The 24,558-nt window shown below is 64.2% G+C and carries 23 protein-coding genes, 1 pseudogene and 1 riboswitch; of the genes and pseudogenes, 10 read left to right on the forward strand and 14 right to left on the reverse strand.

Annotation, left to right across the window (positions count from 1 at the left end; translation table 11 throughout):
* Nucleotides 1-122: 122 nt before the first annotated feature.
* Nucleotides 123-1,061 carry a transcriptional regulator GcvA gene (locus tag AB7290_RS30845; protein WP_085402726.1) on the forward strand — a complete coding sequence of 313 codons (939 nt, stop codon included), beginning with the start codon at nucleotides 123-125 and terminating at the stop codon, nucleotides 1,059-1,061.
* 73 nt (nucleotides 1,062-1,134) lie between these two features.
* Here AB7290_RS30845 and AB7290_RS30850 read toward each other — a convergent pair whose 3' ends face one another.
* The 3 genes from AB7290_RS30850 to AB7290_RS30860 form a co-directional block, all read right to left on the reverse strand.
* Nucleotides 1,135-1,881 carry a sulfite exporter TauE/SafE family protein gene (locus AB7290_RS30850; protein ID WP_085402725.1) on the reverse strand — a complete coding sequence of 249 codons (747 nt, stop codon included), beginning with the start codon at nucleotides 1,879-1,881 and terminating at the stop codon, nucleotides 1,135-1,137.
* A gap of 129 nt (nucleotides 1,882-2,010) precedes the next feature.
* Nucleotides 2,011-2,607, reverse strand: coding sequence for a superoxide dismutase (locus tag AB7290_RS30855; protein WP_085402724.1), 597 nt, complete (start codon nucleotides 2,605-2,607; stop codon nucleotides 2,011-2,013).
* A gap of 27 nt (nucleotides 2,608-2,634) precedes the next feature.
* Nucleotides 2,635-3,531, reverse strand: a complete 897-nt coding sequence (locus tag AB7290_RS30860) for a DUF1259 domain-containing protein (RefSeq protein WP_085402723.1) — start codon at nucleotides 3,529-3,531, stop codon at nucleotides 2,635-2,637.
* A gap of 712 nt (nucleotides 3,532-4,243) precedes the next feature.
* On the opposite strand from AB7290_RS30860, the gene AB7290_RS30865 reads away from it, so the two are divergent.
* Nucleotides 4,244-5,026 (forward strand): sulfite exporter TauE/SafE family protein, encoded by a 783-nt coding sequence (locus AB7290_RS30865; RefSeq protein ID WP_049831723.1) that lies wholly within the window; start codon nucleotides 4,244-4,246, stop codon nucleotides 5,024-5,026.
* Between the two features lie 7 nt (nucleotides 5,027-5,033).
* On the opposite strand, the pseudogene AB7290_RS30870 reads toward AB7290_RS30865, so the two are convergent.
* From AB7290_RS30870 to AB7290_RS30890, 5 genes and pseudogenes are all read right to left on the reverse strand, one after another.
* A pseudogene (locus AB7290_RS30870) lies at nucleotides 5,034-6,207 on the reverse strand (MFS transporter).
* 28 nt (nucleotides 6,208-6,235) lie between these two features.
* Nucleotides 6,236-7,456, reverse strand: a complete 1,221-nt coding sequence (locus AB7290_RS30875; protein WP_167768055.1) for an MFS transporter — start codon at nucleotides 7,454-7,456, stop codon at nucleotides 6,236-6,238.
* Complete coding sequence (locus tag AB7290_RS30880; protein ID WP_085402722.1) at nucleotides 7,453-8,823, reverse strand: NAD(P)-binding domain-containing protein; 1,371 nt, start codon at nucleotides 8,821-8,823, stop codon at nucleotides 7,453-7,455. The genes AB7290_RS30875 and AB7290_RS30880 overlap by 4 nt, the downstream gene beginning before the upstream one ends.
* 50 nt (nucleotides 8,824-8,873) lie before the next feature.
* Nucleotides 8,874-9,191, reverse strand: a complete 318-nt coding sequence (locus AB7290_RS30885) for an ArsR/SmtB family transcription factor (RefSeq protein WP_085402786.1) — start codon at nucleotides 9,189-9,191, stop codon at nucleotides 8,874-8,876.
* 90 nt (nucleotides 9,192-9,281) lie between these two features.
* Complete coding sequence (locus AB7290_RS30890) at nucleotides 9,282-9,482, reverse strand: GDCCVxC domain-containing (seleno)protein (protein WP_080586512.1); 201 nt, start codon at nucleotides 9,480-9,482, stop codon at nucleotides 9,282-9,284.
* A 98-nt stretch (nucleotides 9,483-9,580) separates the two neighbouring features.
* Between AB7290_RS30890 and AB7290_RS30895 the strand changes: the two genes are divergently transcribed.
* The 4 genes from AB7290_RS30895 to arsC are packed head-to-tail and all read left to right on the forward strand — an operon-like array spanning nucleotide 9,581 to nucleotide 11,580.
* Nucleotides 9,581-9,943, forward strand: coding sequence for an ArsR/SmtB family transcription factor (locus AB7290_RS30895; protein WP_063984569.1), 363 nt, complete (start codon nucleotides 9,581-9,583; stop codon nucleotides 9,941-9,943).
* Nucleotides 9,936-10,463 (forward strand): arsenate reductase ArsC, encoded by a 528-nt coding sequence (locus AB7290_RS30900; protein ID WP_085402721.1) that lies wholly within the window; start codon nucleotides 9,936-9,938, stop codon nucleotides 10,461-10,463. The genes AB7290_RS30895 and AB7290_RS30900 overlap by 8 nt, the downstream gene beginning before the upstream one ends.
* On the forward strand, nucleotides 10,463-11,164 hold the full coding sequence (locus AB7290_RS30905) for an aquaporin (RefSeq protein WP_085402720.1): 702 nt from the start codon (nucleotides 10,463-10,465) through the stop codon (nucleotides 11,162-11,164). The genes AB7290_RS30900 and AB7290_RS30905 overlap by 1 nt, the downstream gene beginning before the upstream one ends.
* On the forward strand, nucleotides 11,161-11,580 hold the full coding sequence (gene arsC / locus AB7290_RS30910) for an arsenate reductase (glutaredoxin) (protein ID WP_071915639.1): 420 nt from the start codon (nucleotides 11,161-11,163) through the stop codon (nucleotides 11,578-11,580). The genes AB7290_RS30905 and arsC overlap by 4 nt, the downstream gene beginning before the upstream one ends.
* Nucleotides 11,581-11,660: 80 nt before the next feature.
* Here the strand turns inward: arsC and AB7290_RS30915 are convergent, their stop codons facing one another.
* From AB7290_RS30915 to AB7290_RS30930, 4 genes are all read right to left on the reverse strand, one after another.
* A complete protein-coding gene (locus AB7290_RS30915) occupies nucleotides 11,661-14,831 on the reverse strand; it encodes an efflux RND transporter permease subunit (protein WP_085402719.1) in 3,171 nt (1,056 codons plus the stop codon).
* Entirely contained in the window at nucleotides 14,828-16,261 is a 1,434-nt protein-coding gene (locus AB7290_RS30920; RefSeq protein WP_085402718.1) for an efflux RND transporter periplasmic adaptor subunit, read from the reverse strand. The genes AB7290_RS30915 and AB7290_RS30920 overlap by 4 nt, the downstream gene beginning before the upstream one ends.
* Nucleotides 16,262-16,345: 84 nt before the next feature.
* Nucleotides 16,346-16,738 carry a FixH family protein gene (locus AB7290_RS30925; protein WP_085402717.1) on the reverse strand — a complete coding sequence of 131 codons (393 nt, stop codon included), beginning with the start codon at nucleotides 16,736-16,738 and terminating at the stop codon, nucleotides 16,346-16,348.
* 102 nt (nucleotides 16,739-16,840) lie between these two features.
* The gene (locus AB7290_RS30930; protein WP_085402716.1) at nucleotides 16,841-17,206 is read right to left on the reverse strand and encodes a hypothetical protein; all 366 of its coding nucleotides are present in this window, start codon (nucleotides 17,204-17,206) and stop codon (nucleotides 16,841-16,843) included.
* A gap of 231 nt (nucleotides 17,207-17,437) precedes the next feature.
* A riboswitch (cobalamin riboswitch) is annotated at nucleotides 17,438-17,645 on the forward strand.
* Between the two features lie 200 nt (nucleotides 17,646-17,845).
* Here AB7290_RS30930 and AB7290_RS30935 point away from each other — a divergent pair.
* The 3 genes from AB7290_RS30935 to AB7290_RS30945 all read left to right on the forward strand — a co-directional run bounded on the left by AB7290_RS30935 (nucleotide 17,846) and on the right by AB7290_RS30945 (nucleotide 21,980).
* Nucleotides 17,846-20,194 (forward strand): TonB-dependent receptor, encoded by a 2,349-nt coding sequence (locus AB7290_RS30935; RefSeq protein ID WP_245344173.1) that lies wholly within the window; start codon nucleotides 17,846-17,848, stop codon nucleotides 20,192-20,194.
* Nucleotides 20,195-20,332: 138 nt separating this feature from the next.
* A complete protein-coding gene (locus AB7290_RS30940; protein ID WP_085402715.1) occupies nucleotides 20,333-20,740 on the forward strand; it encodes a GFA family protein in 408 nt (135 codons plus the stop codon).
* A gap of 160 nt (nucleotides 20,741-20,900) precedes the next feature.
* The gene (locus tag AB7290_RS30945) at nucleotides 20,901-21,980 is read left to right on the forward strand and encodes a Cj0069 family protein (protein WP_085402714.1); all 1,080 of its coding nucleotides are present in this window, start codon (nucleotides 20,901-20,903) and stop codon (nucleotides 21,978-21,980) included.
* A gap of 22 nt (nucleotides 21,981-22,002) precedes the next feature.
* Here the strand turns inward: AB7290_RS30945 and AB7290_RS30950 are convergent, their stop codons facing one another.
* Nucleotides 22,003-22,830: an MBL fold metallo-hydrolase gene (locus AB7290_RS30950; protein WP_085402713.1), complete on the reverse strand. Its 828-nt coding sequence runs from the start codon at nucleotides 22,828-22,830 to the stop codon at nucleotides 22,003-22,005.
* A 95-nt stretch (nucleotides 22,831-22,925) separates the two neighbouring features.
* Here AB7290_RS30950 and AB7290_RS30955 point away from each other — a divergent pair, with 95 nt between their 5' ends.
* Nucleotides 22,926-23,789 carry a LysR family transcriptional regulator gene (locus AB7290_RS30955; protein WP_085402712.1) on the forward strand — a complete coding sequence of 288 codons (864 nt, stop codon included), beginning with the start codon at nucleotides 22,926-22,928 and terminating at the stop codon, nucleotides 23,787-23,789.
* Here the strand turns inward: AB7290_RS30955 and AB7290_RS30960 are convergent.
* Complete coding sequence (locus AB7290_RS30960; RefSeq protein ID WP_085402711.1) at nucleotides 23,786-24,547, reverse strand: hypothetical protein; 762 nt, start codon at nucleotides 24,545-24,547, stop codon at nucleotides 23,786-23,788. The genes AB7290_RS30955 and AB7290_RS30960 overlap by 4 nt on opposite strands.
* Nucleotides 24,548-24,558: the final 11 nt, after the last annotated feature.

Here is a 24,558-nt window from a genome sequence, read left to right on the forward strand (position 1 = left end):
CTCCAAATCCCATGATTTCGTGTCGTGGCCGCCTGCATAGGGCCGGCAGGGCAAAGTCCGCAAAGCATCGTTTCTCGGGCCAGCCCCAATTTTTCTCATGAAGTCCCTCAGGAAGGTGCGTCATGCGCCCGCGTTTGCCACCGCTGAACGCACTAAAGGCCTTCGAAGCCGCAGCCCGCCACGAGAGCTTCACGCGGGCCGCCGAAGAGCTGTGCGTCACGCAAGGTGCGGTGAGCCATCAGGTCAAGGCGTTGGAAACGGAGCTCGCCATCAAGCTGTTCAGCCGCGAGCGCCAGCGCCTGATCATCACGGAAGCGGGCCGCGACTATCTCGCGGTGATACGCGATGCGCTGGATCGAATTGCCACCGGAACGGAGCGGCTGTTGCAGCGACAGAACGCAGGCGTGCTCACGGTCAGCACGTCCCCGGATTTTGCCGCCAAATGGCTGGTGCATCGCCTCGGCCATTTCGCGGAAGCGCATTCGGGAATCGATCTCCGCGTCTCGGCAACGATGCATCACGTCGATTTTGCGCGTGAGGAGGTCGATCTTGCGGTCCGCCATGGCGATGGAAACTGGCCGGGCCTCGATGCCACAAGGCTCTGCACGGAACGGCTCTTCGCCGTATGCAGTCCCAAGCTGCTGTCGGGACGCCGCCGCATCGGCGGGGTCGCGGATATCCTGAGATTTCCCCTGATCCACCTCGACAGCAGATCCGACTGGGCAGATTGGCTACGTGGCGTCGGCATTGACGACGCCGATGTCACGCATGGTCCGGTGCTCAATCGCGCCAGCATGGTCATCGATGCCGCAATCAACGGCCAGGGCATCGCCCTGGCCCGCACGACATTAGGCGCCTGGGACCTGATCAATGGACGGCTGGCGCTGCCCTTCCCGGAGTCGGTGCCATTGTCGAAGAGCTATTGGATCGTCTGCCCCAAGGCGACCGCGTCACTTCCGAAGATTGCGACATTTCGTGACTGGCTGCTCGCGGAGGCGTCGAGCGACCTGCGCCTGCTTAAATCCGTCACCGGAACACCAAAGGCAGCGAGGCGGCGATAAGGCCTCTTTCCGGCGATTTTCTCGTCCGCGGAGAATAGTCCGAGGTGGTAAGCCGCCGGGGATTCGGCTGATATCAACGCAGTCCGAACGACAGCACCGATGCGATCAGCGACAATCCCGCGAGCAGCAGAAGCGCCAGCACGGTCCTGCGGAAGTTCTCATCGTTGATCTTGCCGAACAATTTGAAACCGGACCAAAGGCCGGCGACCATGAAGGGAACGCCGAGCGCATAGAGCACCAGCGTCTCCCTGGTAATGGTACCGGCTACGGCCTGAGAGCTCGAGATGACAACGAACGCCACGAACAACACCGGCTGAAATACCGCGCGCTGCACGTCCTTGGGCCAGCCACGCCATTGGCAGGAAATCGTCGAGATGACGCCGCCGAGCCCTGTCAGGCCGCCAAGCAAGCCGTTGGAGACGCCAATGGCGATATCGGCCCCGACTCCGATCTTTACCGGAGCGAATACGGGCTTCGTCAGGCCGTAGATTGCGTAGAGCACCAGCAGGACCCCCACACCAAATCGGAGGTAGCTGGGGTTCAGGTAAGCGAGAATGCTGACGCCGATCGGGATGCCGATGACAGTTCCGAGCGCGAGCGGCCAAGCCTTCCGAAGGTCGAGGAGACGTCGCAGCTTGAAGATGCCGTAGCCCTGCGTGAGCAAGCCGTAGCCCGCGATCAAGGTAGCGGTCTGCATCGGCGTGATGATGTGCAGCCATACGCCCGACACCACGAGGCCCATGGCGAATCCGGAAAAGCCGCTGACGAAGCCGCCAGCGAGCGCGGCAAGAGCGAAGAGAGCGAAGACAGGTCCTTCCATAGCTCGTCTCCCCAAGAACAATGCAGGCGAGCACTTGGATGGATATCCATCTGATGGGGAGGTCGCGGGTCCCCGCAGTCGATCGCTCGTTTGGCAATACCTCGGCGTCCTATCCCCCTCCCGCCTCTTTCAGGATTCCCCGGCGTATCGATCGTACAATTTGGCGGCGTTCTCCCAGCGAATGGCCTCCATGTAGACGTCGACATAGCGGGCGGCGGCAGCGCCGAAATCCATGTGATAGGCGTGCTCATACATGTCGAGCACCAGCACCGGCCGACCGCCGGCGAGCGTTGTGGTATGATCTGCGGCCCATTGATTGATGAGCCACCCGTCACGGGGTGAATAGGCAAGGATCACCCACCCCGAGCCGCCGCCTTCGGCCTTGCCCATGGCTGCGAATTCCGTACGCCAGCGCTCGATGCTGCCAAAGTCGCGCGCAATCGCATCGGCGAGAGCGCCGCTCGGCCTCTCGGATCCACCAAGACCGTCGAAGTAGATCTCGTGCAGGATCATCGAGTTCGTTGCGATCAACTCCTCGCGCTTCAGGCCGTTGATGAGAAAGTTCGGCGCCTTGGCGAAATCGAGCTCTGCGAGCTGAGCGCCAATCGCGTTGAGCCGCTTCACGGCTCCGCCGTAGTTGTTCTCGTAGTGGCTGACGAGCACCTTTTCGGAGATGCCGCTGATCGACTTTGGATCGAACGGCATCGGCTTGGGTTCGTAACGCATCGGGCGTCTCCTCCCTCGATCTTTGGCTCAACTCTTCGTGCTGGCAGTCTTGTCCAAGGCCGCGCGCAAGCCTTCGGCGAGCTTCACAGCATCGTCGTTCGCCCAGAAGTGCATGAAGAAAAGCCGCGGCTGCTCATCCAGCATGTGGCTATGCAGCGCGGTCACCTCGATGCCGTGCGCGCGCAGCGCCAGAATGACAGGGTTGACCTCGTTGCCCGTCAGTACGAAGTCGCCCGTGATGGCCGCCTTCCCGCCCTCGGTCGGCTGGAAGTTGATACCGATCGCAACGCCCATTGGAGCGACGGGGGTCAATGGCATGCCGTCTTGCGTGATCGGATCACGTCGCTTCACGTTGAATTGGTAGACGCCTCCGTTGGCCTGTCCCTTGCTGCCGATAATCTGGTCGAGCTTCGCGGTGTCGAGGTCCACGGCCGGCGGCGGGCTCGCCGGCGCTGCGACGGTCAATGGAGTCTTGCTTTCGGCGAGTGCATCGTGGATCGCAGCGGCGAGCTTGACCGGGTCCCCGTGCCCGGCAACATGCATGTAGAACGTCGCCGGACTCGCGCGCAGCAGATGATTGTGGATGGCCGTGATCTCGAGGCCGTTCGCGATCATCTTCGCCATCACAGGATTGATCTCGGTTTCGAGCAGCACGAGGTCGCCCATGACCATGGCGCCGCCGTGCCCAGGCTTGAACGCAACCCAGCCGCCGAGCGCCAGCGCCGGCTTGATCGTCACCCCGTCCAGCGTCACGGAGAGATCGCTGCGGGGAAAGCCGTAGCGGTGGACGTCGTCCGAAACGGCGGGCTTGCGGCCCAGCGTCTCGTCAACCTTCTGCCAGTCGATGTTCTGCGCTTGAGCCGTCGAGACCGAGCCAAGGAGGCAGGCGCCGAGACCGATGAACGCGAAGAGTGTGTTTCTCATTGATGTGCTCCTAGGTCTTGAAGCAGCTGCGGCTAATCACGCCCCGAGATCGATCGCATCGGTCCATCAAGCGGGAGGCCCAATCCTGGACGTCGCGCGAGCGTCGCCCGGCGCCGGGTATCAGGCGGGGGTCGGCTGAGACGTCCCCGTCAATGCGCGCATCGATAAGCGCCGGCGTATTCGCCGTGCCGATCAGTCTAGATAATCTGCCGGAAGAAATGGGGATGTATGATGCTGACATGCTGCGCCCTTGGTGATTAAGGACGCGATACTTGGGCATGTCGCCTCACGGGGAGATCGCACATCCCCGTAGCGGCGAATTAAAACCCGGATGGCCGAACTGTCAACCTGCTTAAGTCGGGGAATGCAGAAGTCATCGGAGGCACGTCACGAGGATTGCGCCGACGGTTTGGAACCTTTGGCACGTCGAGCAAAAGACCGGCATACCGGCAGCATCTAAAGTTCGTAACACCCGCGCGGAGCAATCCGTCGCGGTTTTTTTCATGTCGGAGCAAAGCGAGCCATGATCGAAGGATCGTCATCGTCTCCTGCCGCTCGAAGCCGATTGGACGTAAGTTTGCAACGCCCAAGATTCTAGACTAGCCTGTTCTTCAGCCCCACGCCCTGCCGTAAGCAGGTGTGAAGCTCCCCGCCACGACGGATTACGGGCAAGTCTAGTTTCGCGCACCAGCGCATTTTTTCCGTCGTGACCATGCGAAACAATTCCGCCGCGTTCGGCTCGGGCGCAATCATCGGTACCTTGGGCGGCCTCATCGGCCTCGGGGGCGCCGAATTTCGTCTGCCGCTACTCATCAGCTTGTTCAGGTTTCGCGGTCTTGAAGCCGTGGTCCTCAACAAGGCGACGAGCCTGATCGTGGTGGCCAGCGCGCTGCCATTTCGTGCCCGCGCCGTTCCCTTTGCCGAAATATATGCGCATTGGCCGGTCATCCTGAATCTGCTGGCGGGCAGCCTTGTTGGCGCCTATGCCGGAGCATCCTGGGCGACGCGCCTCAAGTCCGAAACGCTCTACAAGGTCATAGCCGTCTTGTTGCTGCTGATCGCAGGTGTGCTTCTGTTCGCACACAGCACTGCGGCAGCACCCGCCCCGGCGCTGACTGGCATGTACCTGATTATCGCGGGCGTAGCGGCAGGCTTCGTGATTGGCATCGTGGCGTCGTTGCTCGGCGTTGCCGGTGGAGAGTTCCTGATCCCCACCCTGATCCTGCTGTTCGGCGCGGACGTCAAGCTGGCAGGCAGCCTCTCACTCGCGGTAAGCCTTCCGACGATGCTGGTGGGCTTCGCGCGCTATAGCCGCGATCAGAATTTTTCAGTGCTCCGCGCCAACTGGCAGTTCATGCTTGCAATGGCGATCGGATCGATCGTCGGTACATTCATCGGCGGCTTGCTGCTCGGCGTTGTCCCGAATTCGATTCTTTTGCCGGGATTGGCTGCGATCCTGGTCATCTCAGCCGTGGAGATATGGCGGCACGAGTAGAGCTGGCTCAGCCGTGATGCGTTCGATCCATCCGCGCCCAGAGCAGCGCGAACGGACCGAGCGCAATGCCGGCCGCAAGAACGACGAACGCCAGCAGCCAGGCCGGTCGCGCTCTGTGGGCCGCCGGCGGCGTCGAGCGCGGCGCCGGTTCCCCAGGCTCCGACCGCCGACAGACCGAAGCCGACCGTCGAATGCAAGGCCAGGGTCGCGCCGCGATGTTCGGAAATCGCAGCGGCAGACATGCCGGCAGTCAACGCACCTGAATCGGCGGGCACGGTCAGGCCATAGGCGAGCAGCAGCAGTGCGAGCACCCATGCCGGCGCCGTCGCGCTGAGCCCGATGATAAGTGCGACACAGGCCGATGCGATCATGACGACCGTGATCGCCCGATGGCGGCCGAATTTCAGCGCGGCCTCGTTGCCGAGGATGCTTGCGGGCATCGAGATCACCGCGAAGCAGAAGCTCAGCACGACGGGACTCAACCAAGACGGCGCGCCCTGGTGCGCAACGACGAACGTCCAGAACCCGACCAGCCAGGTGCGGATGCCGTAAAGCTCGAAGCAGTGCGCGCCGTAGCCGAGGATGTAACCGAGCGCCTCGCGGTTGGCGAAGACGGGCGCGAAGTTGAGCAGACGCCCCGCCTTCGGCGCGGGCCGCTGCTCCCGCATCAGAAGGCACGCGATGACCATGGCGACGGGGCCGAAGCCAGTGACGAGGAAGGCGATCCGCCAACCCCAGCGGTCGGCGATCAGTTGCGCGACCAGGAACGAGAGGCCGACGCCGACGGAGAAGCTCGACGTATAGAGAGTAACGGCGCGCGAGGTGTCGCCGGCGGGAAGCCGGTCCGTCAGCGCCTTCAATCCCGGCATGTAGGCGCCGGCAAAACCAAGTCCTGCAAGGGACCAGATCGCGGTCGCCGACCAGAACCCTTGCGCGAAGATTCCGAACGCTGCGGTCGCGAGCCCGCTGACGATCGAGCCCCAGAGCAGGACAATCCGCGCGTCGATCCGGTCGGTCAACGTCGTCAGCACGGGCACCGCGAGCATGTAGCCGAATGCATAACCGCTTGCCATCAAGCCGCCTTCGGCCGCCGACAGTCCCCACTCAGGCATCAGGTGCTGCGCCAGATTTGCGGACAACGTCACATGCGGCAACAGGTTGCCGACCTGCCCTATGCACATCACCGCAATCAGAGACCGGCCGCCGAGCTTACGAATTTTGTTCTCCCACCTGAAGCGGCGCTGAGTTTGCCCGCTCCGTACGAAGCAGCAAGAGAGCGAAGAAGGCCGAGACCGAGACGAGCGCGCTGATCCACAGCGCACTGCTGCCGAAGTGCTCCACCATCAGCCCCAGTGCGAGCGGCGCGGCGGCACCCGTCAGTCTAGAAGGCAGCGAGATCATGCCGACCCGCTTGCCGAATCCGGCCGGCCCAAACAGCGCCAATGGAAGCGTCCCACGGGCAATGGTGATGATGCCGTTGCCCGCTCCGTACAGCACCGTGAAGGTCGACGCGAGCAAGGGTCCGCCCATCACCAGCGCAACGACGCCGATCGGATTCATCAGCATGGCCAGCCTCGCCGACAGCAGCGGGTGAAACCGGGCGAGCCATCCTGCTTCCAGCAGACGCGCGCCGACTTGTGCAGGCCCGACCAGCGCGCCCGCGAGCAGGGCCTGAGCCGGTGTCGCGCCGAACGCAACCAGCATGGTCGGCAGAATGGCCGAGATGCCCGAACTGACGAAGCTAGCTGCCGCGAACATGTAAGCCAGCAGCACCATCGCGAAGGTCTCGCTCTGGCGTCCGGATTGCTGGATTGCACCCGGCCCCGGTCGAGCCTGCTGGTCCAATGGGACGGCGCGCGGCAGCGAGAGATTGAGCGGCAACGCAACAGCGATATGGATCGCCGCCCATATCTGACAGGCGACGCGCCAGCCGTACTCCGACGCGAGCCAGGTCGTGAGGGGCCAGCCGAGCGTGCTGGCGAAACCGGCGATCAGCGTGATGCCGGTGATGGTTCGTCGTGCATTGGTACCGTAGATGCGCGCAAGCGTCGCAAAGGCCGCCTCATAGAGGCCCATCCCCATGCCGATCCCCAGCAGCGCCCAGGCCGCAATCAGCACCGCCATGCCATGGGCCACGGACAGCAGGAGCAAGCCTGCCACAAACACGAGGTTCGAGATTGCGAGCAGGCTGCGCCCGCCAAACGTATCGATGGCATGCCCCACGCGCGGGCCGAGCAGGCCAGAGATGACGAGCGCTCCCGACAGCGCGCCGAACACGTAAGTCGGCGCGAGACCGAGATCGCGCGCAATCGGCGCAGCCAGGATGGCCGGGAGATAATAGCTCGACGCCCATGCAACCGTTTGCGCGGTGCCGAGCGCGGCGACGACGCCGAGCGGGCCTCGGGCTTGGCCCGCGAGAACTCGCTTCATGAACAACCACACCCCGAACCGCCGGCCTTCTTGGCTGTTTCGTCGGCAGAACAGCAGGCGGACAAATCCTCCTTCGCCGGCCCGCCGCAACATCCCGATGCGGTCCCGGCGGCCTCGACACCGCCACGTGTGCAGACGCCGGTCTCCGGCAGCACAAGCTCCACCCTCGCCGCCGCCTCCTTGTCGCCAGCGAGATCGGCCGCAATCGAGCGAACCTGCTCATAACCCGTCATCATCAGGAAGGTCGGAGCGCGGCCGTAGGACTTCATGCCAGCCATGAAGAAGCCCGCTTCATCATGCGCGAGCTCGCGCGCGCCGTGTGGACGCACCGTCCCGCAGCTATGCTCGTTGGGATCGATCAGCGGCGCCAGAGCGACCGGTGCCTCGATGGCGGGATCGAGCCGCAGACGCAGTTCAGACAGAAAGGAGAAGTCTGGACGGAAACCCGTCGACACGATCAGTTCGTCCACGACCACGCTTCGCCCACCGCAACAGGACCCTGCCGCGATCTTGAGGCGACCTTCGGAGTCCGAGAGGTGCGTGACGCCGAATTCGGTTTCGACCTTGATCTTCCCGGAGGCCACAAGTGCGGCGAAGGCACTGCCGAGTTCGCCGCGTGCCGCGAGTTTATCGTTACGGCCGCCGCCAAAAGCCTTCGCGGGATCGGCGCCGCGCAACAGCCAGACAGGCTGCGTACCCGGCACTTCGCCGGCGAGATACACGAGATCAATGAGAGTACCAACCGCGGAGTGGCCCGCGCCCAAGACAGCAACGGTCTTGCCAGCATATCTGGAACGAGCGACACCCCGGACATCCGGCATGCCATAGGCGACACGGTCGCCGTATTCGGGCTCGCCGATCGCCGGCAAGCCATTGCGGCCGGCCGGATTGGGGGAGAACCATGTGCCTGAGGTATCGATCACGGCATCTGCACGCAGAACCTCGGGCCCCCTGCCGTTCTGGTAGCGGATTTCAAAAGGCGCCTGCTCGCGCCCCCTGGTCTTCGCCTTGTCGAAGCCGACGCGGCTGATGGCCGAGACGCGGCTGGAGGTCCGGATCACATCGCGCAGCGACGTTCGCGTCGCAAGCGGCGTCAGGTATCGATCGAGCAGTTCGCCGCCGGTCGGATAGGATTGCGGGTCCGGCGAATTCCATCCCGTCGGTGCAAGCAAGCGCGCGGCGGCCTTGTCGACATTGTACTCCCACGGCGAGAAGAGCTGGACCTGCTGCCACTGGCGGACGGCGTGTCCGGCTTCGGGTCCGGCCTCGAGCACAATGGGAGACATGCCGCGCTCGAGCACGTGCGCGGCCGCAGCCAGGCCGACCGGTCCTGCCCCGATAATGGCAACTGTCTTTCCGCCGCTCATTTCGCTACTCCGATTGTTCTAGAATCATCGAATAATTCGGCACAAAAAAATCAGGCCGCCGTCTTGGCATCCTTGCATTCGGTTTCGTCCGCACAGCACTCCGACACCAGGAAATCCACCAGGCCCCGCATCCCGTCGTAGTTCGCGTGGCAGACCAGGGTCGTGGATTCGCGGACCTGACTAATCAGCCCGACCGCAACCAGAGACTTGATGTGATGAGATAGCGTCGATGCCGGGATCTTCAGCTTGTCCTGCAAGCGGCCGACGGGCATGCCCGATCGGCCAGCGCGGACCAGGGCCCGATAGATCTGAAGCCGTGTCCGGTTACCCAGGGCTTCCAAGCGTGCTGCTGCGTCGTCGATCTTCATGACCATAAGATGCGCCGATCCGCCCTCGCCGTCAACCATATTTCTAGAATATTGGAAATATGGGAGAGACCGCCCCCCGGCGGGGCGGCTTCAGCAGCACTTTCCGTTCTGCTGGATCGGCGGACAAGGGACCGATCCGTACGAACAGAAGACGCAGCAATCGCCGCTCGTCGGCTTGAGCCGGGTCCCGCATCCCTTGCAATCGTAGAAGAACTGACAGGCGTCGGTCGGCATGGTTTCGGCTGACGCGTGATGACAGACCGGACACGTAATGACCGATTGGGTTTGCATTGCCGGCTTTCCTCGATCGCAAGACAGGATGCATTCTAAACGCGCCCAGTTCGGAAATTCAATTGACGCTTTATCATCATTTCTATAAATCTGGATATATGGAAACTGAAGAAGCAGTCCTCGCGCTCGCTGCCCTGTCACAATCGACCCGTCTGGAGGCCTTCCGGACGCTGGTCCGACACGAGCCCGATGGCCTTGCGGCCGGCGACCTCGCACGTCTGCTGGAAGTCCCCCCGAATACGCTTTCGGCTCATCTCTCGATCCTGACGCGTGCCCGCCTCGTCACCTCCGAGCGACACAGCCGTTCGATCGTCTATCGCGCCAACCTTGCGGAGTTCAGGGACGTCGCGGTTTTCCTGCTTCGGGATTGCTGCGGCGGCCGGCCCGAGGTTTGCGAACCGGTCGTCGAGAGCCTTCAAGCCTGCTGCTCGCCAAAGCGAAAGGAGCGAAGCCGTGCCTGACCAGATGTACAATGTTTTGTTCCTGTGCACCGGCAATTCGGCGCGCTCGGTCCTCGCCGAGTCGATCCTTCGCAAGGACGGAGCCGCCCGCTTTCAGTCCTTCTCCGCCGGCAGCACCCCGAAAGGGACGGTCCACCCGCTCGCGCTGCGCACGCTGGAAAGCATGGACTACCCCGCCGACGGAATGCGCTCGAAGAGCTGGCTGGAGTTCGCCGCTTCCGATGCGCCGGTGATGGATTTCGTCTTCACCGTTTGTGACGATGCGGCCGGTGAATCCTGCCCCATCTGGCCGGGACAGCCGATGACCGCACATTGGGGTATCGAGGACCCCGCCGCAGCCGAAGGTACCGATCTGGAGAAACAGGCAGCGTTCGTCACCGCATTCCGCTACCTCAAGAATCGGATCGACACCTTTGTGAGCCTGCCGCTCAGGAGCATCGACAAGCTCTCCCTCGGCACCAAGCTGCGCGAGATCGGACGCTCCCAGGGCGCAACACATTCAACGCCGAAGGCCGGCTGATGGACAATTTCGATCTTCCACGGCGCCTCGCAGCCGAAGCGCTCGGCACCGGCATTCTCGTCGCCACCGTCGTCGGCTCCGGCATCATGGCCGAGACGCTGACCAAGGACGTGGCGCTGGCGCTTCTGTGCAATACCCTGCCGACCGGAGCCATTCTGGTTGTCCTGATCACCGTGCTCGGTCCGATCTCCGGCGCGCATTTCAATCCCGCGGTGACCCTCGTCTTCGCCGGCAAGCGCGAGCTTCCGGTCAACGAAGCCGTGCTCTACGCGGTCGCGCAGATCGCCGGCGGCATCGCGGGAACGATGGCCGCGCATCTGATGTTCGGACTTCCCCTGCTCGATCTCTCGACGAAGGTTCGAACGGGCGGGCCGCAATGGTTCGCCGAAGCGGTCGCCGCCTTCGGTCTGGTCGCGACGATCCTGGCCGGCATCCGATTTCAGCGGACCGCGGTTCCCTGGCTGGTGGGCCTCTACATCACGGCAGCCTATTGGTTCACGGCCTCCACGTCGTTTGCAAATCCGGCGGTGGCCATCGCGCGGTCGCTGACGAACACGTTCTCGGGCATTCGTCCGACCGACCTGCCCGGATTCATCCTTGCGGAGCTCTGCGGAGCATTCGCCGGCATGCTGTTGATGAACTGGCTGCTCGGACAGTCGAAGTCGCGCGGCCCTGTCCCAATTGCGGAGACGACCCGATGAACGTTACGATCTACCACAACCCCGATTGCGGCACCTCGCGCAACACGCTGGCGATGATCCGGCAGAGCGGCGCGGAGCCCACTGTCATCGAATATCTCAAGACCCCGCCATCGCGCGAGACGCTCAAGCAGCTGATTGCAGCGATGGGCATTCCGGTTCGCGCATTGCTGCGCGAGAAGGGCACGCCGTACAAGGAACTCGGCCTCGCCGACCCCAAATGGACCGACGACCAGTTGATCGACCAGATGCTCGCGCATCCCATTCTCATCAACCGCCCGATCGTCGTGACCTCGAAGGGCACGCGCTTGTGCCGCCCTTCCGAAGCCGTCGTCGATCTCCTCGACAATCCGGTCGGCCGGTTCACGAAGGAAGATGGCGAGGTGGTCGAAGCGCGCCAGGCAACTCACCGCCCCTAACGCTCCTCAGTCGAAATCCGCCGCGGTTTTTTTCACGCCGGAGCGGCGGTCGCCATGAAAGACGATCTCCGCTGGCCCGCCTATTCGGCGGCTTGCGACGCGCGCACGGTCCATTCGTCGGCAGGAGCCGATCGCTCGCCCGATGGAAGCCCCCGTCCCTTCACCAAGCCGAAAATTGCGGGGATCACGACCAGCGTCAGCAGTGTCGATGACGTCATGCCGCCGATCATCGGCACCGCAATGCGCTGCATGATCTCCGATCCGGCCCCGGTGCTCCACATGATCGGCAGCAGACCGGCCATGATGGCAACCACCGTCATCATCTTGGGCCGCACGCGCTCGACCGCGCCCACCATGATGGCGTCGTGGAGATCCCGGCGCGTCAGTGGCCTCCCTTCGGCGCTGCACCTGGCTTTCACCTCGGCCAGCGCATGGTCAAGGTAGATCAGCATGACGACACCCGTCTCGGCGGCGACGCCTGCGAGCGCGATGAAGCCGACCGCGACGGCGACGGACAGGTTGAAGCCGAGCCACCACATCATCCAGATGCCGCCGACCAGCGCGAACGGCAGTGACAGCATCACGATCAGGGTCTCGGTCATCGCCCGGAAGTTCAGGTACAGCAGCAGGAAGATGATCGTGAGCGTCACGGGCACGACGATCTTCAGACGGGCGGCGGCGCGCTGCAGATATTCGTACTGGCCGCTCCACACGACGTAGGTGCCGGCGGGAAACCGGATGCTCTCCGTCACGGCGCGTTGCGCGTCAGCGACGTAGCTTCCGATGTCGCGATCCCGGATGTCGACGTAAATGTAGGTCGCAAGCTGGCCGTTCTCCGTCCGGATCGACGTCGGCCCGCGCGCGGGCTCGACCTTCGCCACCTCGCCGAGCGGCACGGCGCCGCCCGACGGCATCGGCACCAGGATGTCGCTGGCGATGGCCTTGGGGTTGTCGCGAAGGTCGCGCGGATAGCGCATGTTCACGGTGAACCGCTGCCGTCCCTCCACGGTCGTCGTGACCGTCTGACCGCCGAGCGCGGCCGCGATGGTGTCCTGGACGTCCTGGATCAGGATGCCGTAACGGGCGAGCGCCTCACGGTCGGGAACGATCTCGAGATAATAGCCGCCGATGCCGCGCTCGGCGTAGGCCGACGAGGTGCCGGGTACGGTCTTGATGACGCGTTCGATCTGCTTCGCGAGTTGGTCGATCTCGGCGAGGTCATTGCCCATGACCTTGACGCCGACCGGCGTGCGGATTCCGGTCGAGAGCATGTCGATACGTGCCTTGATCGGCATGGTCCAGGCATTGGAGACACCCGGAAACTGCAACGCCTTGTCCATCTCGGCGATGAGACTGTCGACGGTTACGCCGGAACGCCACTGCTCCTTCGGCTTCAGGTTGACGATCGTCTCAAACATCTCGGTCGGAGCGGGATCGGTCGCAGTAGCGGCTCGTCCCGCCTTGCCGTAGACCGAAGCGACCTCCGGAAACGACTTGATGATGCGGTCCTGCATCTGCATCAGCTCGGCCGCCTTGGTGACCGAAATGCCGGGCAGCGTCGTTGGCATGTAGAGCAGCGTTCCCTCGTTCAGCGCCGGCATGAACTCGGTGCCAAGCTGGCGCGCCGGCCAGATCGTCACCGCAAGCACGACGAGCGAAGCCAGGATGACCAGCGTCTTGGCGCGCAGAACCCCCTTGATCACGGGACGGTAGATCCAGATCAGGACGCGATTGATGACGTTCCTGCTCTCGGGGACGATCCTGCCGCGGACGAAGATCACCATCAGCGCCGGCACCAGGGTGACGGACAGCAACGCCGCGGCGGCCATCGAGAAGGTCTTCGTGAACGCCAGCGGGCTGAACAATCGGCCCTCCTGCGATTCCAGCGTGAAGATCGGCATGAACGACACGGTGATGATCAACAGGCTGAAGAAGAGCGCGGGGCCGACTTCGGATGCCGCGTCGATCAGAACCTGCACGCGCGACTGATCGGGCCTCGCCCGTTCCAGGTGCTTGTGTGCGTTCTCGATCATGACGATGGCGGCGTCCACCATGGCGCCGATCGCAATCGCGATACCGCCGAGGCTCATGATGTTCGACCCCAGCCCGAGCAGCTTCATGGCGCCAAACGCCATCAACACGCCGACCGGCAACATCAGGATCGCGACGAGTGCGCTGCGGACATGCAGAAGGAACACGATGCAGACGAGCCCGACGACGATGCTCTCCTCGAACAGGGTATGCTTGAGGGTATCGATGGCCGCGTAGATCAGGTTCGACCGGTCGTAGACCGGCACGATCTCGACCGATTTCGGCAGGCTGCTCGCGATCTCCCTGAAGCGCTTCTTGACGTTTTCGATGACGTCGAGGGCATTGACGCCGAACCGCTGCAGCACGATGCCGCTCGCAACCTCGCCCTCGCCATTCAATTCGGCGATGCCGCGCCGCTCGTCGGGCCCGAGCTCGACGCTGGCGACGTCCCGCAACAACACCGGCGTGCCGTTGCTCGTCTTCAGCACGATGTTGCCGAGATCGTTGATGCTCTTGATGTAGCCCTTGCCGCGGATGACGTATTCGAACTCGGAGAGCTCGACGGTGCGGCCGCCGACGTCGGCGTTGCTGGCGCGGATCGCCTCACGTATTTTCTGCATGCTGATGCCGCGGTCGCGCATCCGCTGCGGGTCGAGGACCACGTTGTACTGCTTGACGAAGCCGCCGACGCTGGCGACCTCGGCGACGCCTTCGGCCTTGGCCAGCGCGAATTTCAGATTCCAGTCCTGGATCGTGCGCGTGTCCGCCAGGTTCAATTCCTTCGATACCACGGCGTATTGGTAGACCCAGCCGACGCCGGTCGCGTCGGGTCCGATGGTCGGGGTGACGCCGGCGGGAAGCCTGGACGCCGCGCCGTTCAGGAATTCCATGACGCGCGACCTCGCCCAATAGATGTCGGTGCCGTCCTCGAAGATCACGTAGACGAAGGAAACGCCGAAGAACGAGAAGCCGCGTACGACCTTCGATTTCGGCACCGTGAGCATCGCCGTCGTCAGCGGATAGGTGACCTGATCCTCGATCACCTGCGGCGCCTGGCCGGGATACTCGGTGTAGACGATGACCTGCGTATCCGAGAGATCCGGGATCGCATCCAGCGGAAGGTGAACCAGGGCATAGAGGCCGGCGGCGGCCGCGAAGCCGGTCCCGAACAGCACGAGCAGCAGATTGCGCGCCGACCAGGCGATGATGCGGGCGATCATTTGTGATCTCCCGTTGCATTGCCAGGGCCGGCGTCGGTGGCCTGGGATGCCGCCTCGCCAAACCCCTTCAGCGCCGCCTTCAGGTTGCTTTCCGCATCGATCAGGAAGTTGGCGGAGGTCACCACCGCCTCGCCGTCCGCGAGACCATGGCGCACCTCGACATAGCCGCCGCCGCGACGGCCGAGCTTGACTTCCCGCGGTTCGAAACGCCCTTCCCCCTTGTCGACGAGGACGGCCTGCCGGCTGCCGGTGTCGAGCACCGCGCTGTCCTGTATCGCCAGGACGGGCGCGGCATCGGCCGTGTCGATATCGGCATCGACGTACATGTCGGGCAGCAGCACCGCGTCCGGATTGGCAAGCTCGATCCTGATGCGAACGGTTCGCGTGTCGCGGTTCACCTGCGGATAGACGACGGCGATTGTCCCGGTGAAGGTTCGGCCGGGGAAACTGCGCGCGCGCACCGCGACTGACTGCCCCACCGCGATGTTGCCGAGATCGCGCTCGGCCACGTCGACCAGCGCCCAGACCACCGAGGTGTCCGCGATCCGGAACAGGACGTCGCCGGGATTGGCCCGCATGCCTTCGATCGCGTTGCGTTCGAGCACGACCCCGTCGCGCGACGCAGACCAGCGTATGGCCACGGGCGCGGTGTGCGTCTTGTCCATCTCCGCGATGACGGACTCGGGAACGTCGAGATTGACCAGCCGCTGCCGCGAGCCGCGGCCGTACATCTCGACACCGCCGACCGTCCTGGAGGTGATCGTCGCGAGATATTCCGCCGCCGCGGACGCCACCGCCGAACTGTAGATTTCCATCAGCGGCTGGCCGGCCTTCACGCGCGTGCCGGTCGTCACGTCGGCGACCTTCTGCACGAAGCTCTCGGCGCGCATCGCGATCACCGACACGCGGCGTTCATCGAGCTGGATCGTGCCGGGCGCCTTCACCGAGACCCGGATCGGGCGCCGCGCGACGGGCTCGGACTTCACGCCCGCGCGCTGGATCTTGCCGGGCGACAGCTTCACCGTGCCGTCGTCGGTGTCGTCGCCTTCGTAAACGGCGACATAGTCCATCCCCATCGGATCCTTCTTTGGGACGGGCGACGTGTCGGGCAGCCCCATCGGATTGCGGTAGTAGAGGATTTTTCGCGGCGAAGCCGCTTGCGCCTTCGGTAGCGCCGGCGCGACGGCCGCTCCATCGTCGTCGTAGACCGGCACATAGTCCCGCCCGCGGTCGTCCTTCTTCTGACCCGCAGACCAGAGCGGCGCACCGCTTGGATCGCGGTAGTAAAGCGGCGTTCGCTCCGCGCCAGCCGCAGCCGATGATATGTCGGCCTCAGCGAGCCAGCCCGCACCGTTCGAATGCCAGTAGTAGCCGGCCAGGACCAGGCCACCGCCCAGCGCAAGAGCCGTCAGGAGACGCAGCGTTTTCATATGGTGTATCCGCGCGCCCGGGAGCGCGCGTCCGTGTGAAGGAAAAAGGGGAATGTCGGGCGCCGCCGGGCAGCGCCCGAACGCTCACTTGACCGCCGTGACGATCACCTTGCCGGTGACGGTCTCCGGTTCGCCCTGCACCTTCACGGACAGCGTCATCTGGTAGCGTCCAGCCATCGGCAGGTCCGTCTTGAAGGCGTACACACCCGGCTCCCTGGACGGCAGCGGCGCGACCGCCGATTCCATCTCGGCCATCCCGTCCGGGGCCATGTCGAGGCGGCTTTTGAAGATGACTGCGTCCGGTATCGGCTTGCCGGTCTGCTTGTTCGTCAGGCGAACGGCGAGCGTGACGTCTTCGCCCTTCTTCATCTGCGGAGTGACGGGCTCGAAGGCGTAGTCGCCCGCGCCCGCCATCGCGGCGGAAGCGGCAAGCGAAAGGGTGGCGGCGAGAGCCGCGGTGCTGATTTTGGAAAGCATTGTCCTGTCCTCATGAATTGATCTTTCGCCGTGGCGCGTGAAGCGCGCACGTCAGTCGTCGTCGCGAGCAGGCACGCCGCTCGCGTCTCGGGCTTTGCGAGATCAGATTCGAGGAGGTCGGAAAGGAGGACTGCCGCCGCGGAAGGAAACGACCTGATCCGGGGGAATAGCCATCGTGCTGGCCATGACGGCGAGACGTTCGAACGCCACGGGCCTGACATCACCGAGCGCGATGATCCCACCGACGCAGCAGAAGCCCATCCCGCACTTGTAGCCGCCGCTATGGGAGCCCGTTCCCTTCATGTCGGGACAACAATCGTCCATCGACATGTCGGCGTCGCCGCTCATGTGCATGGCCGTCTGCATGCCATCCGACGACATTGCGAGGTTCGCCGCGGACGCGCCAACCGGCAGCATCGCCAAGGATATGGCGATGGCGACTGCCAGGATGGTACGGACGAACTGCATCAATATCGACTTACCTTGTCGGGCCGGAACTCGGCCTCAGTAGCATACTCGGACACCAAAGGCAGTTATTGATCGTGGTCAAGCGTTCGTTACCCAGGCTCGTCCGGAGGCCGGGTTGGACGTTTCGACGCGGTCCTTCGGACTATCGTGCAAAACAGCAACACAAGGCCACCATCGACCGACCGGCCCGTCCAGCAGCCCGCGCGGATGTTGACGCGCTCATCCCCTGATGCCAGTTTCGTGATCGGTAGTGTCCGCAAGGACTCTTCAAGGGAATGCGGTGCGTCCACCTCAGTGGGCAATTCCGCGGCTGCCCCCGCAACTGTAGGCGGATAGCCGACGACCAAACGAACCACTGGAGCCCCGCTTGGGCCTCTGGGAAGGTGGTCGAAGGCGATGACCCGCGAGCCAGGAAACCTGCTACCAGCCATGGTCACGCGCGAACGCATTGGGCGGGGTGCCCTGATGTCGGACAAGTAGCCGGTGCATCCGCCGCCTGGGGCGAAGGTGGATGACTAAGGCAACCGCGGTGACGGTTTGTTTGCGTCGCCGCAGAGCGTTGTCGTGCAAAATCTTCATTTCCGTGCTGGCGCAAGGCCAGCGTTATCGCGTGCTTTCCTGATTACTCTGCTCTCGTCGGTGTCCTTGTCGTCCGCGGCGCTCGCGCAAAGCGCGGCGCAGGACAACCGCTCCCGGGAGGTCGGCCCGGTGATCGTGTCGCCGCCTGCGCCGCGACAGGCTCCTGCCGTCAGCCCCGGCACTCAGAAGCAGCGCGCGGCCCGGCGCGCCGCGGGACGCAATCGTGGCGCCCCTGCTATCGCCGTTCCGGCCGCGCAAGCTCCGAGCGGGCCGGTACAGACGCCGCTCAATACGGCAGCCGTCACCGACGTCGGCTCCCGGCTCGGCATCACGGCGCGCGAGATGCCGGCGACCGTCGAGGTCATCGGTCAACAGACGATGCAGAACCTGGGCATCCGGACCACGACCGACGTCGCCAAGGCTGCAGTCGGCGTCACCGGCGGCGATGCGCCCGGCGCGCCCGCCATCTTCTCGATGCGTGGCTTTTCCGGCGACCAGATCTCCACGCTCTACAACGGAATCCCGATCGGGCCGTCGACCATGACCGGCCGTCCCATGGACGTGGCTGGTCTCCAGCAGGTCGAGATCATCAAGGGACCGGACTCGCTGGTGGCGGGCCTCGGTGCGACCGGCGGCGCCATCAACTACGTGAACAAGGCGCCGCACACCGGACCAATCGTCAACGACGCCTTCACTTCCTACGATTCCTTCAACGGCTATCGCGCCGGTTACGGATCGGGCGGCAGCACGCTGATCAACGGCCTCGACTACCGCTTCGACATCAGCCATTTCAACAACAAGGGCTTTATCGACGACACCTATTCGAAGCTCAGCAACGTCTCGGGCCAGCTGAACTATCGCGTCAACGAGAACCTGAGGATCTGGGGCGCGACCGAATACAGGCAGGACAACGACCGCTTCTACTGGGGGACGCCGCTGGTGCCGGCGAACGCGCCGGGCATCGTGCCGACGTATGGCGTCGTCTCCGGCCTCTGGAGCAACTATTACCTCGGCGGCGGCACGCCGGTCCCGGTCACCATCGACGCGCGCACGCTGACCACGAACTACAACGTGCTCGACAATCACAGCGGCGCCAACGAGCTCTGGCTGCGCAGCGGCTTTCAATGGGACATCACCAACAACATCTCGCTGAAGAGCCTGGTCTATGGCTATGACGCCCACCGGCACTGGTTCAACAACGAGATCTCGTCGTTTGACCAGACCGTAGGCAATTTCGCAGGCGCGCAGAGCATCTACCGCGAGCGCCTGGCGCTCGATCACGCGCAGCGGCTCTACGGCAACATCACCGACCTCACCGTCAATTCCAATCTCGGCGGAATGGACAATCGCTTCGTCGCCACCGTGGCGGCGAGCAGCAACCAGTTCAACGTCTCGCAGGACACGCTGTTCTTCAATGACTACGTCGACCTCCTCAATCCGGACCGCGGCCTCTACGGCCCGCGCAGCGACGAGAAGATCTACACCCATCTCGACACCGCCTCGCTGTCGTTCGAGGACCGGCTCAAGCTGACCTCGACCTTTGCGCTGATCGGCGGCATCCGTTTTGAGAATATCGAGCTGTCGCGGACCCGCTTCGACGAGAATGGCCTCCTGAAAGCCAACTATCCTTTCTCGAAGACGTTCAATCCGGTCACCGGACGCATCGGCTACACCTGGGACATCGCGCCCGGCGTGATGCTTTACAGCCAGTACGCGACGGCAGCCGACCCGACGGTGGCGAACATCTTCATCCTCAGGCCCACGACGCCGCTGCTGCTCACGACGTCGCGGACCTACGAGACCGGCGTGAAGCTGCTGTCGGCCGACAGGCGCGCGGAGGCCACGTTCTCGGCCTTCGACATCGAGCGCAAGAACGTCTACGTCCCCGAAAGCGGCATCCTCTTCAACGTCGCCGGCAAGATGGCCTCCAAGGGCGTCGAGATCGCCGCCGCGGTCAATCCGGTCGCGGGCCTGAAACTATGGGGCAACGTCGCCTTCGTGCAGTCGCGCTTCATCGACTTCACCTATGTCGACGGCAATGGCGACTTCCAGTCCTATTCGGGCAAGACGCCGCCCAACGTTCCCAACTTCATCGCCAACGCCGGCGCCTCCTATCGCTTCGACACGAAGCTGCCGGTCGAGATCGGCGGCCTCGTCCGTCACGTCGGCGACCGCTTCAACTTCCAGGACAATCTGGTCACGATGGACGCCTACACGATCTTCGACGCATACGCGTTCGTCGATATTCCAAAAGCCTATTTCCCGGGCGTCGACCAGACCCGGATCAGCTTTCGCGTGAGGAACCTGACCAACAAGCCCTACGCGGCCTGGGGCGATCCGGGTTACACCGACCAGATCATCCTGGGCGCGCCGCGCAGCTACGAGATCGCGGCTTCGTTCAAGTGGTAGTCGCGGATCACCTCGCCCGCGCCGTGGCAGGAGTTGTCACGCGACAGTAGGACGCAATCGCAAATCGATTGCGCCGTTGAAGCCGCAGGTCTCGAGAGCTATCGATCAACGAGACCTGTCTTCCATCGGGAGGAACGCATGAGCACCATCACCGGCGGTTGTCACTGCGGCGCGATCCGCTATCAGGTCGAGGGCGAAGCGATCGTGCACGCGCTGTGTCACTGCCGCGATTGCAGGCTTCACGCGGGCGCTCCCGTCGTCGGCTGGACGATGTACGCGGACGATGCCGTCAAGGTGACCAAGGGCGAGCCCAAGGTGTATCACTCCTCGGAAAATGCCCGGCGGCACTTTTGCGGCGACTGCGGAACCGGCCTGTTTTATGTCAATGCCGACATGTTGCCCGGGGTCATCGACGTCCAGAGCGCGACCTACGACGATCCCGATGCCGTACCGGCGACGATGCACATCCAGGTCGCAGAGCGCCTTCGATGGATGGAGCGCGCGCACGAACTGCCGACATTCGACCGCTATCCTCCGCCACCGTAGCGGCGCGCGCGAAGCGTTCGCCGTCTAGATGGAACCGCACAAGCACCATCTTGCAACGACCGGACGATTTCACGTACATTCATCGGCGTGGGGACGAAGCAGACTCCCCGTGAGACCTCGGTCCAAGCTCTGCGCAGCACGCCATTCGTGGAGCTTGCGCATGGATACCGAACGCCACCCTCCTCTCCGCCATACCGTTGCCATCCTCTCCCGCGGCGATGCAGCCGCGCGCCGGGACGCGACGGCGCAAAACAGCCGCTTCGTTCGCGTTTTCGAAGCACTCGCCGCGGTCGGCATCGAAGCCCGGCCGGTGATCTACGACGAGATTTTCGCCGACGCCGCGCGCGATCAACTGCTCGCCGTCGATGGCGTGCTCGTCTGGGTCGATCCGATCCATCAAGGCAAGACGCGCGAGGCCCTCGACCCGCTGCTTCGCGACGTTGCGGCGCAAGGGCCGTGGGTAAGCGCCCATCCCGACGTGATCCTGAAGATGGGCGTCAAGGACGTGCTCTACCGAACGCGTCACCTCGGCTGGGGAGCCGACACGCACCGCTATGACACCGCCGCAAGCTTCCGCGCCGAATTTCCTTCGCGCCTTCAGGCGAATGGTCCGCGCGTGCTCAAGCAAAATCGCGGCAATGGTGGCCAGGGGGTGTGGAAGGTGGAGGCCCTGCCCAACGTGGACGCCATGGTTCGCGTGCTGCATGCCCAACGCGGCAGTCTACCCGAGGACATTCCGCTCGATGCCTTGCTCGCCCGCTGCGAACCGTATTTCGGATGGGGCGGCTGCATCATCGACCAGGCGTTCCAACCCCGCCTACCCGACGGCATGATCCGCTGCTACATGAGCGGCGCCAAGGTCGCGGGCTTCGGGCATCAATTGATCAAGGCCCTGATCCCGCCGCCGCCGGAAGGCCCCGACGCACCCGAGGCTCAGCCGGGCCCACGGATCATGCACGGACCCGCTGCTTCGCAATTCCAGGCGCTCCGAAGAGCGATGGAGGACGAATGGACGCCGCAGCTGATGGGCACGCTCGGCATCGACGAGCCGTCGCTGCCGGTGATCTGGGACGCCGACTTCCTGTACGGGCCCCGCGACGCCGCCGGCACCGACACCTACGTCCTGTGCGAAATCAACGCGAGCTCATGCTTCGCGATTCCCGACGACGCGCCGGCGGCAATCGCCCGAACGGTGAAGCACCGCCTGCTCCGGACTCAAGCAGTGCGTTCGGGCGTATAACCGGCGGCCTGGCTTCGACACCCTAATGCGCAGCGCAGCGGCAGCTTTCATAGGCGACGGGATCGTGGCTATTGACGATGCTCACGCGGTCGCCGTGGTTGAGCTTCAGCGCGCGCAGCCGCGCCTGGTTGGCGATCCGCATCTTGCGATCCATGTCGCCGCGGCGCTGGAAATAACCCAGCATCAACGGCACGCGCGGCGATGGGTCGAGCTGGGCGTGGTGGAAATAGCTGTCGCCGGCATGCAACAGCCATTTGTCACCTGATCGCACCGCGATGCCGCAATGGCCGAGCGTGTGGCCGGCGAGCGGGATCATCAGGATGTCGGCTTCCTTGTCGCCGAGCGCGCGCACGCCCTTGAAGCCGAACCAGTCCTGGCCGGCCTCGCCATAGAAGGTCCAGCCCGGCCCATGGCTCCACTGCCCCGTGACATAGCGCCCTTCGGGCGGCGCGAGCTTGCGTAGCACCGCCATGTCGTATTCGGCGCGGTGGACGTGGATCGCGGCATGGGGAAAGTCCGGCACGCCGCCGGCGTGGTCGCGGTCGAGATGCGTCAGGAGCACGTGGCGCACATCGCCGGGTGAGTAGCCGAGCGCCTTCACCTGCTCGACCGCCGTCTCCGCCGGGTCCAGCCTCGGCGCGGTCTGGCGCAGCCATCGGCCACCCAGCCGATTGGGCGTTGCGATATCGCCGAGACCGATGCCGGTGTCGACCAGAGCGAGTCCGTCCCTCGTCTCGACCAGCAGGCAATGGCAGACCAGGCGGGCGCGCTGGAACAGGCCGCCGGTGCCGTTCACAAGGCGGCGGCCCATGGGGCACATCGTGCCGGTGTTGAGGTGGTGGATCTTCATGGCGCTTCCCTGCCTGTTGTGAGCAGGGCGCTGCTTGCCACCGGGCAATCCATAAGTAAAATATTGAATATTGATACTATCTCTAGGCATAACCTATGGACATCCGCGAGCTTCGCTACTTCGCCGCCGTGTATCGCGAGCGCAAACTGACCGCGGCGGCACGCGCTTGCTTCGTGTCGCAGCCGTCGATCTCGACCGCGATCACCCATCTGGAGGCCGAACTCGGCACCACGCTGTTCATCCGGCACAAGAAGGGCGTCGCGCCGACCGCCTCGGCCGAGCAGTTTCATGCGCTGGCCCGCCGCATCATCGACGAGGCGGACGCCGCACGCAGCCTCTTCAGGAAGCCGAATACGAAGACCACCGTCACGCTGGGACTGATGCGCACGCTCGACATACCCCGAACGATCGCGCTGCTGAAGCCGCTGACGGCGCGCACCGACATCGCGCTCCGCCTCGTCGGCAGCGACGAAGGCGCCGATGCGCGGATCATCTCAAAGAGCATGCTCCGCGCCGACGAGCATTTCGTCGCGCTGTGGAGCGAGCGCTATGTCGCCGCACTTCCGCCCTCGCATCCGCTGACGCTGAAGGAGAAGCTGCGGGCTGCCGATCTCGCCGGCGTCCCCCTGATCGACCGCTGCCATTGCGAGCAAAGCGAATTCTTCGGCCGGAGTTCACAACGAAGGCAGACCGCGGCGATCGCGCAATCGGAGGATTGGGCGATGGCGCTGGTCGCGGCCGGCGTCGGCATTGCGATCGTCCCGGAAGGCGTGGCGCGCGGCAATCCCGATGTCGCGGTGCGCGAGATCGAGGTCAGGGTCAAACGCGAGGTCGGGCTTGCCTACCGCGCCTCAGAGCCGCTGGCGGATGCGCTGAAGGATTTTGTCGGGAAACTTCAGAAGCAGCGGCGCAAGCCGGATCCGACCGGCCCACGGCGCAACAAACGCAGGAAGTCCTAGCCCTTCGAGATGACTGCGCGGCCATAGGGCGGCTGGGCCGCAACCGGCGGATTGGCGGTCTGGGCTGCGAGTTCGCCGATCAGGCGGTCGGCATCGGCGGCCATGCCGTCGGGCGCCTGGATCACCAGACGCTCCAGCGCCCAGCGATAGGACGAGACGCGCTGCTCGAGGCACAGCTGCACCCACTGGATGATCAGCGAGTTCTCCCGCATGCGCGCGACCGCATCCTCCCTCTCCCTTGGCGAGAGCTCGGAGACGCGCGCCATGGTCGCATCGCGCTTCCTGTCGAGATCGATGACGCGGATCGCGGAGCCGAAGAACGGCTCGAAACGGGTGATGTCGTTGCGCACGTCCTCGATCAGCTGCGCATAGCGCGAGGAATGCGAGCGATGCGGCTCGTCGATCAGCGTGCGCCCATACATAGTGCGGTCGAACACGACCTTCTGCTGCCAGGGCGACGGCAGCGCCTTGTAGTCGCCGAATACGCTCTTCCAGGCGGGCCGCGACAGCGGCGGCTCGATCATGGGATAGGCAAGATCGCGAAGCTGGCGCTCCGCGTCGGTGAGCTGGAATTGTGACGACTTCAGGCCAACGCTGCCGGTGGCCTCGGCCCCGAGCCAGCGATGCATGTCGTCGCTGCGCATGTCAGCGCGGGTGCGGCCGAAATCGCCGCCGCTGCACGCGCCGAGCGTCGCACCGACGAGTGCGAGCAGGACGGCCGTTACGACAGGCCGAATCTGGCGGATGGCATCCGGCATTGCAAAAGCCG

This window comes from Bradyrhizobium sp. 613_E4_N2_2, assembly GCF_052075995.1.
GTDB lineage: Bacteria > Pseudomonadota > Alphaproteobacteria > Rhizobiales > Xanthobacteraceae > Bradyrhizobium > Bradyrhizobium barranii.

Coding starts and splice junctions, on each gene's coding strand:
- AB7290_RS30865 (WP_049831723.1), top strand. CDS start 4,244: ATGCGAAACAATTCCGCCGCGTTCGGCTCGGGCGCAATCATCGGTACC.
- AB7290_RS30945 (WP_085402714.1), top strand. CDS start 20,901: ATGGATACCGAACGCCACCCTCCTCTCCGCCATACCGTTGCCATCCTC.
- AB7290_RS30915 (WP_085402719.1), bottom strand. CDS start 14,831: ATGATCGCCCGCATCATCGCCTGGTCGGCGCGCAATCTGCTGCTCGTG.
- AB7290_RS30855 (WP_085402724.1), bottom strand. CDS start 2,607: ATGCGTTACGAACCCAAGCCGATGCCGTTCGATCCAAAGTCGATCAGC.
- AB7290_RS30880 (WP_085402722.1), bottom strand. CDS start 8,823: ATGAGCGGCGGAAAGACAGTTGCCATTATCGGGGCAGGACCGGTCGGC.
- AB7290_RS30920 (WP_085402718.1), bottom strand. CDS start 16,261: ATGAAAACGCTGCGTCTCCTGACGGCTCTTGCGCTGGGCGGTGGCCTG.
- AB7290_RS30955 (WP_085402712.1), top strand. CDS start 22,926: ATGGACATCCGCGAGCTTCGCTACTTCGCCGCCGTGTATCGCGAGCGC.
- AB7290_RS30930 (WP_085402716.1), bottom strand. CDS start 17,206: ATGCAGTTCGTCCGTACCATCCTGGCAGTCGCCATCGCCATATCCTTG.
- AB7290_RS30875 (WP_167768055.1), bottom strand. CDS start 7,456: ATGAAGCGAGTTCTCGCGGGCCAAGCCCGAGGCCCGCTCGGCGTCGTC.
- AB7290_RS30960 (WP_085402711.1), bottom strand. CDS start 24,547: ATGCCGGATGCCATCCGCCAGATTCGGCCTGTCGTAACGGCCGTCCTG.
- AB7290_RS30895 (WP_063984569.1), top strand. CDS start 9,581: ATGGAAACTGAAGAAGCAGTCCTCGCGCTCGCTGCCCTGTCACAATCG.
- AB7290_RS30940 (WP_085402715.1), top strand. CDS start 20,333: ATGAGCACCATCACCGGCGGTTGTCACTGCGGCGCGATCCGCTATCAG.
- AB7290_RS30905 (WP_085402720.1), top strand. CDS start 10,463: ATGGACAATTTCGATCTTCCACGGCGCCTCGCAGCCGAAGCGCTCGGC.
- AB7290_RS30860 (WP_085402723.1), bottom strand. CDS start 3,531: ATGAGAAACACACTCTTCGCGTTCATCGGTCTCGGCGCCTGCCTCCTT.
- arsC (WP_071915639.1), top strand. CDS start 11,161: ATGAACGTTACGATCTACCACAACCCCGATTGCGGCACCTCGCGCAAC.
- AB7290_RS30890 (WP_080586512.1), bottom strand. CDS start 9,482: ATGCAAACCCAATCGGTCATTACGTGTCCGGTCTGTCATCACGCGTCA.
- AB7290_RS30885 (WP_085402786.1), bottom strand. CDS start 9,191: ATGAAGATCGACGACGCAGCAGCACGCTTGGAAGCCCTGGGTAACCGG.
- AB7290_RS30925 (WP_085402717.1), bottom strand. CDS start 16,738: ATGCTTTCCAAAATCAGCACCGCGGCTCTCGCCGCCACCCTTTCGCTT.
- AB7290_RS30845 (WP_085402726.1), top strand. CDS start 123: ATGCGCCCGCGTTTGCCACCGCTGAACGCACTAAAGGCCTTCGAAGCC.
- AB7290_RS30950 (WP_085402713.1), bottom strand. CDS start 22,830: ATGAAGATCCACCACCTCAACACCGGCACGATGTGCCCCATGGGCCGC.
- AB7290_RS30850 (WP_085402725.1), bottom strand. CDS start 1,881: ATGGAAGGACCTGTCTTCGCTCTCTTCGCTCTTGCCGCGCTCGCTGGC.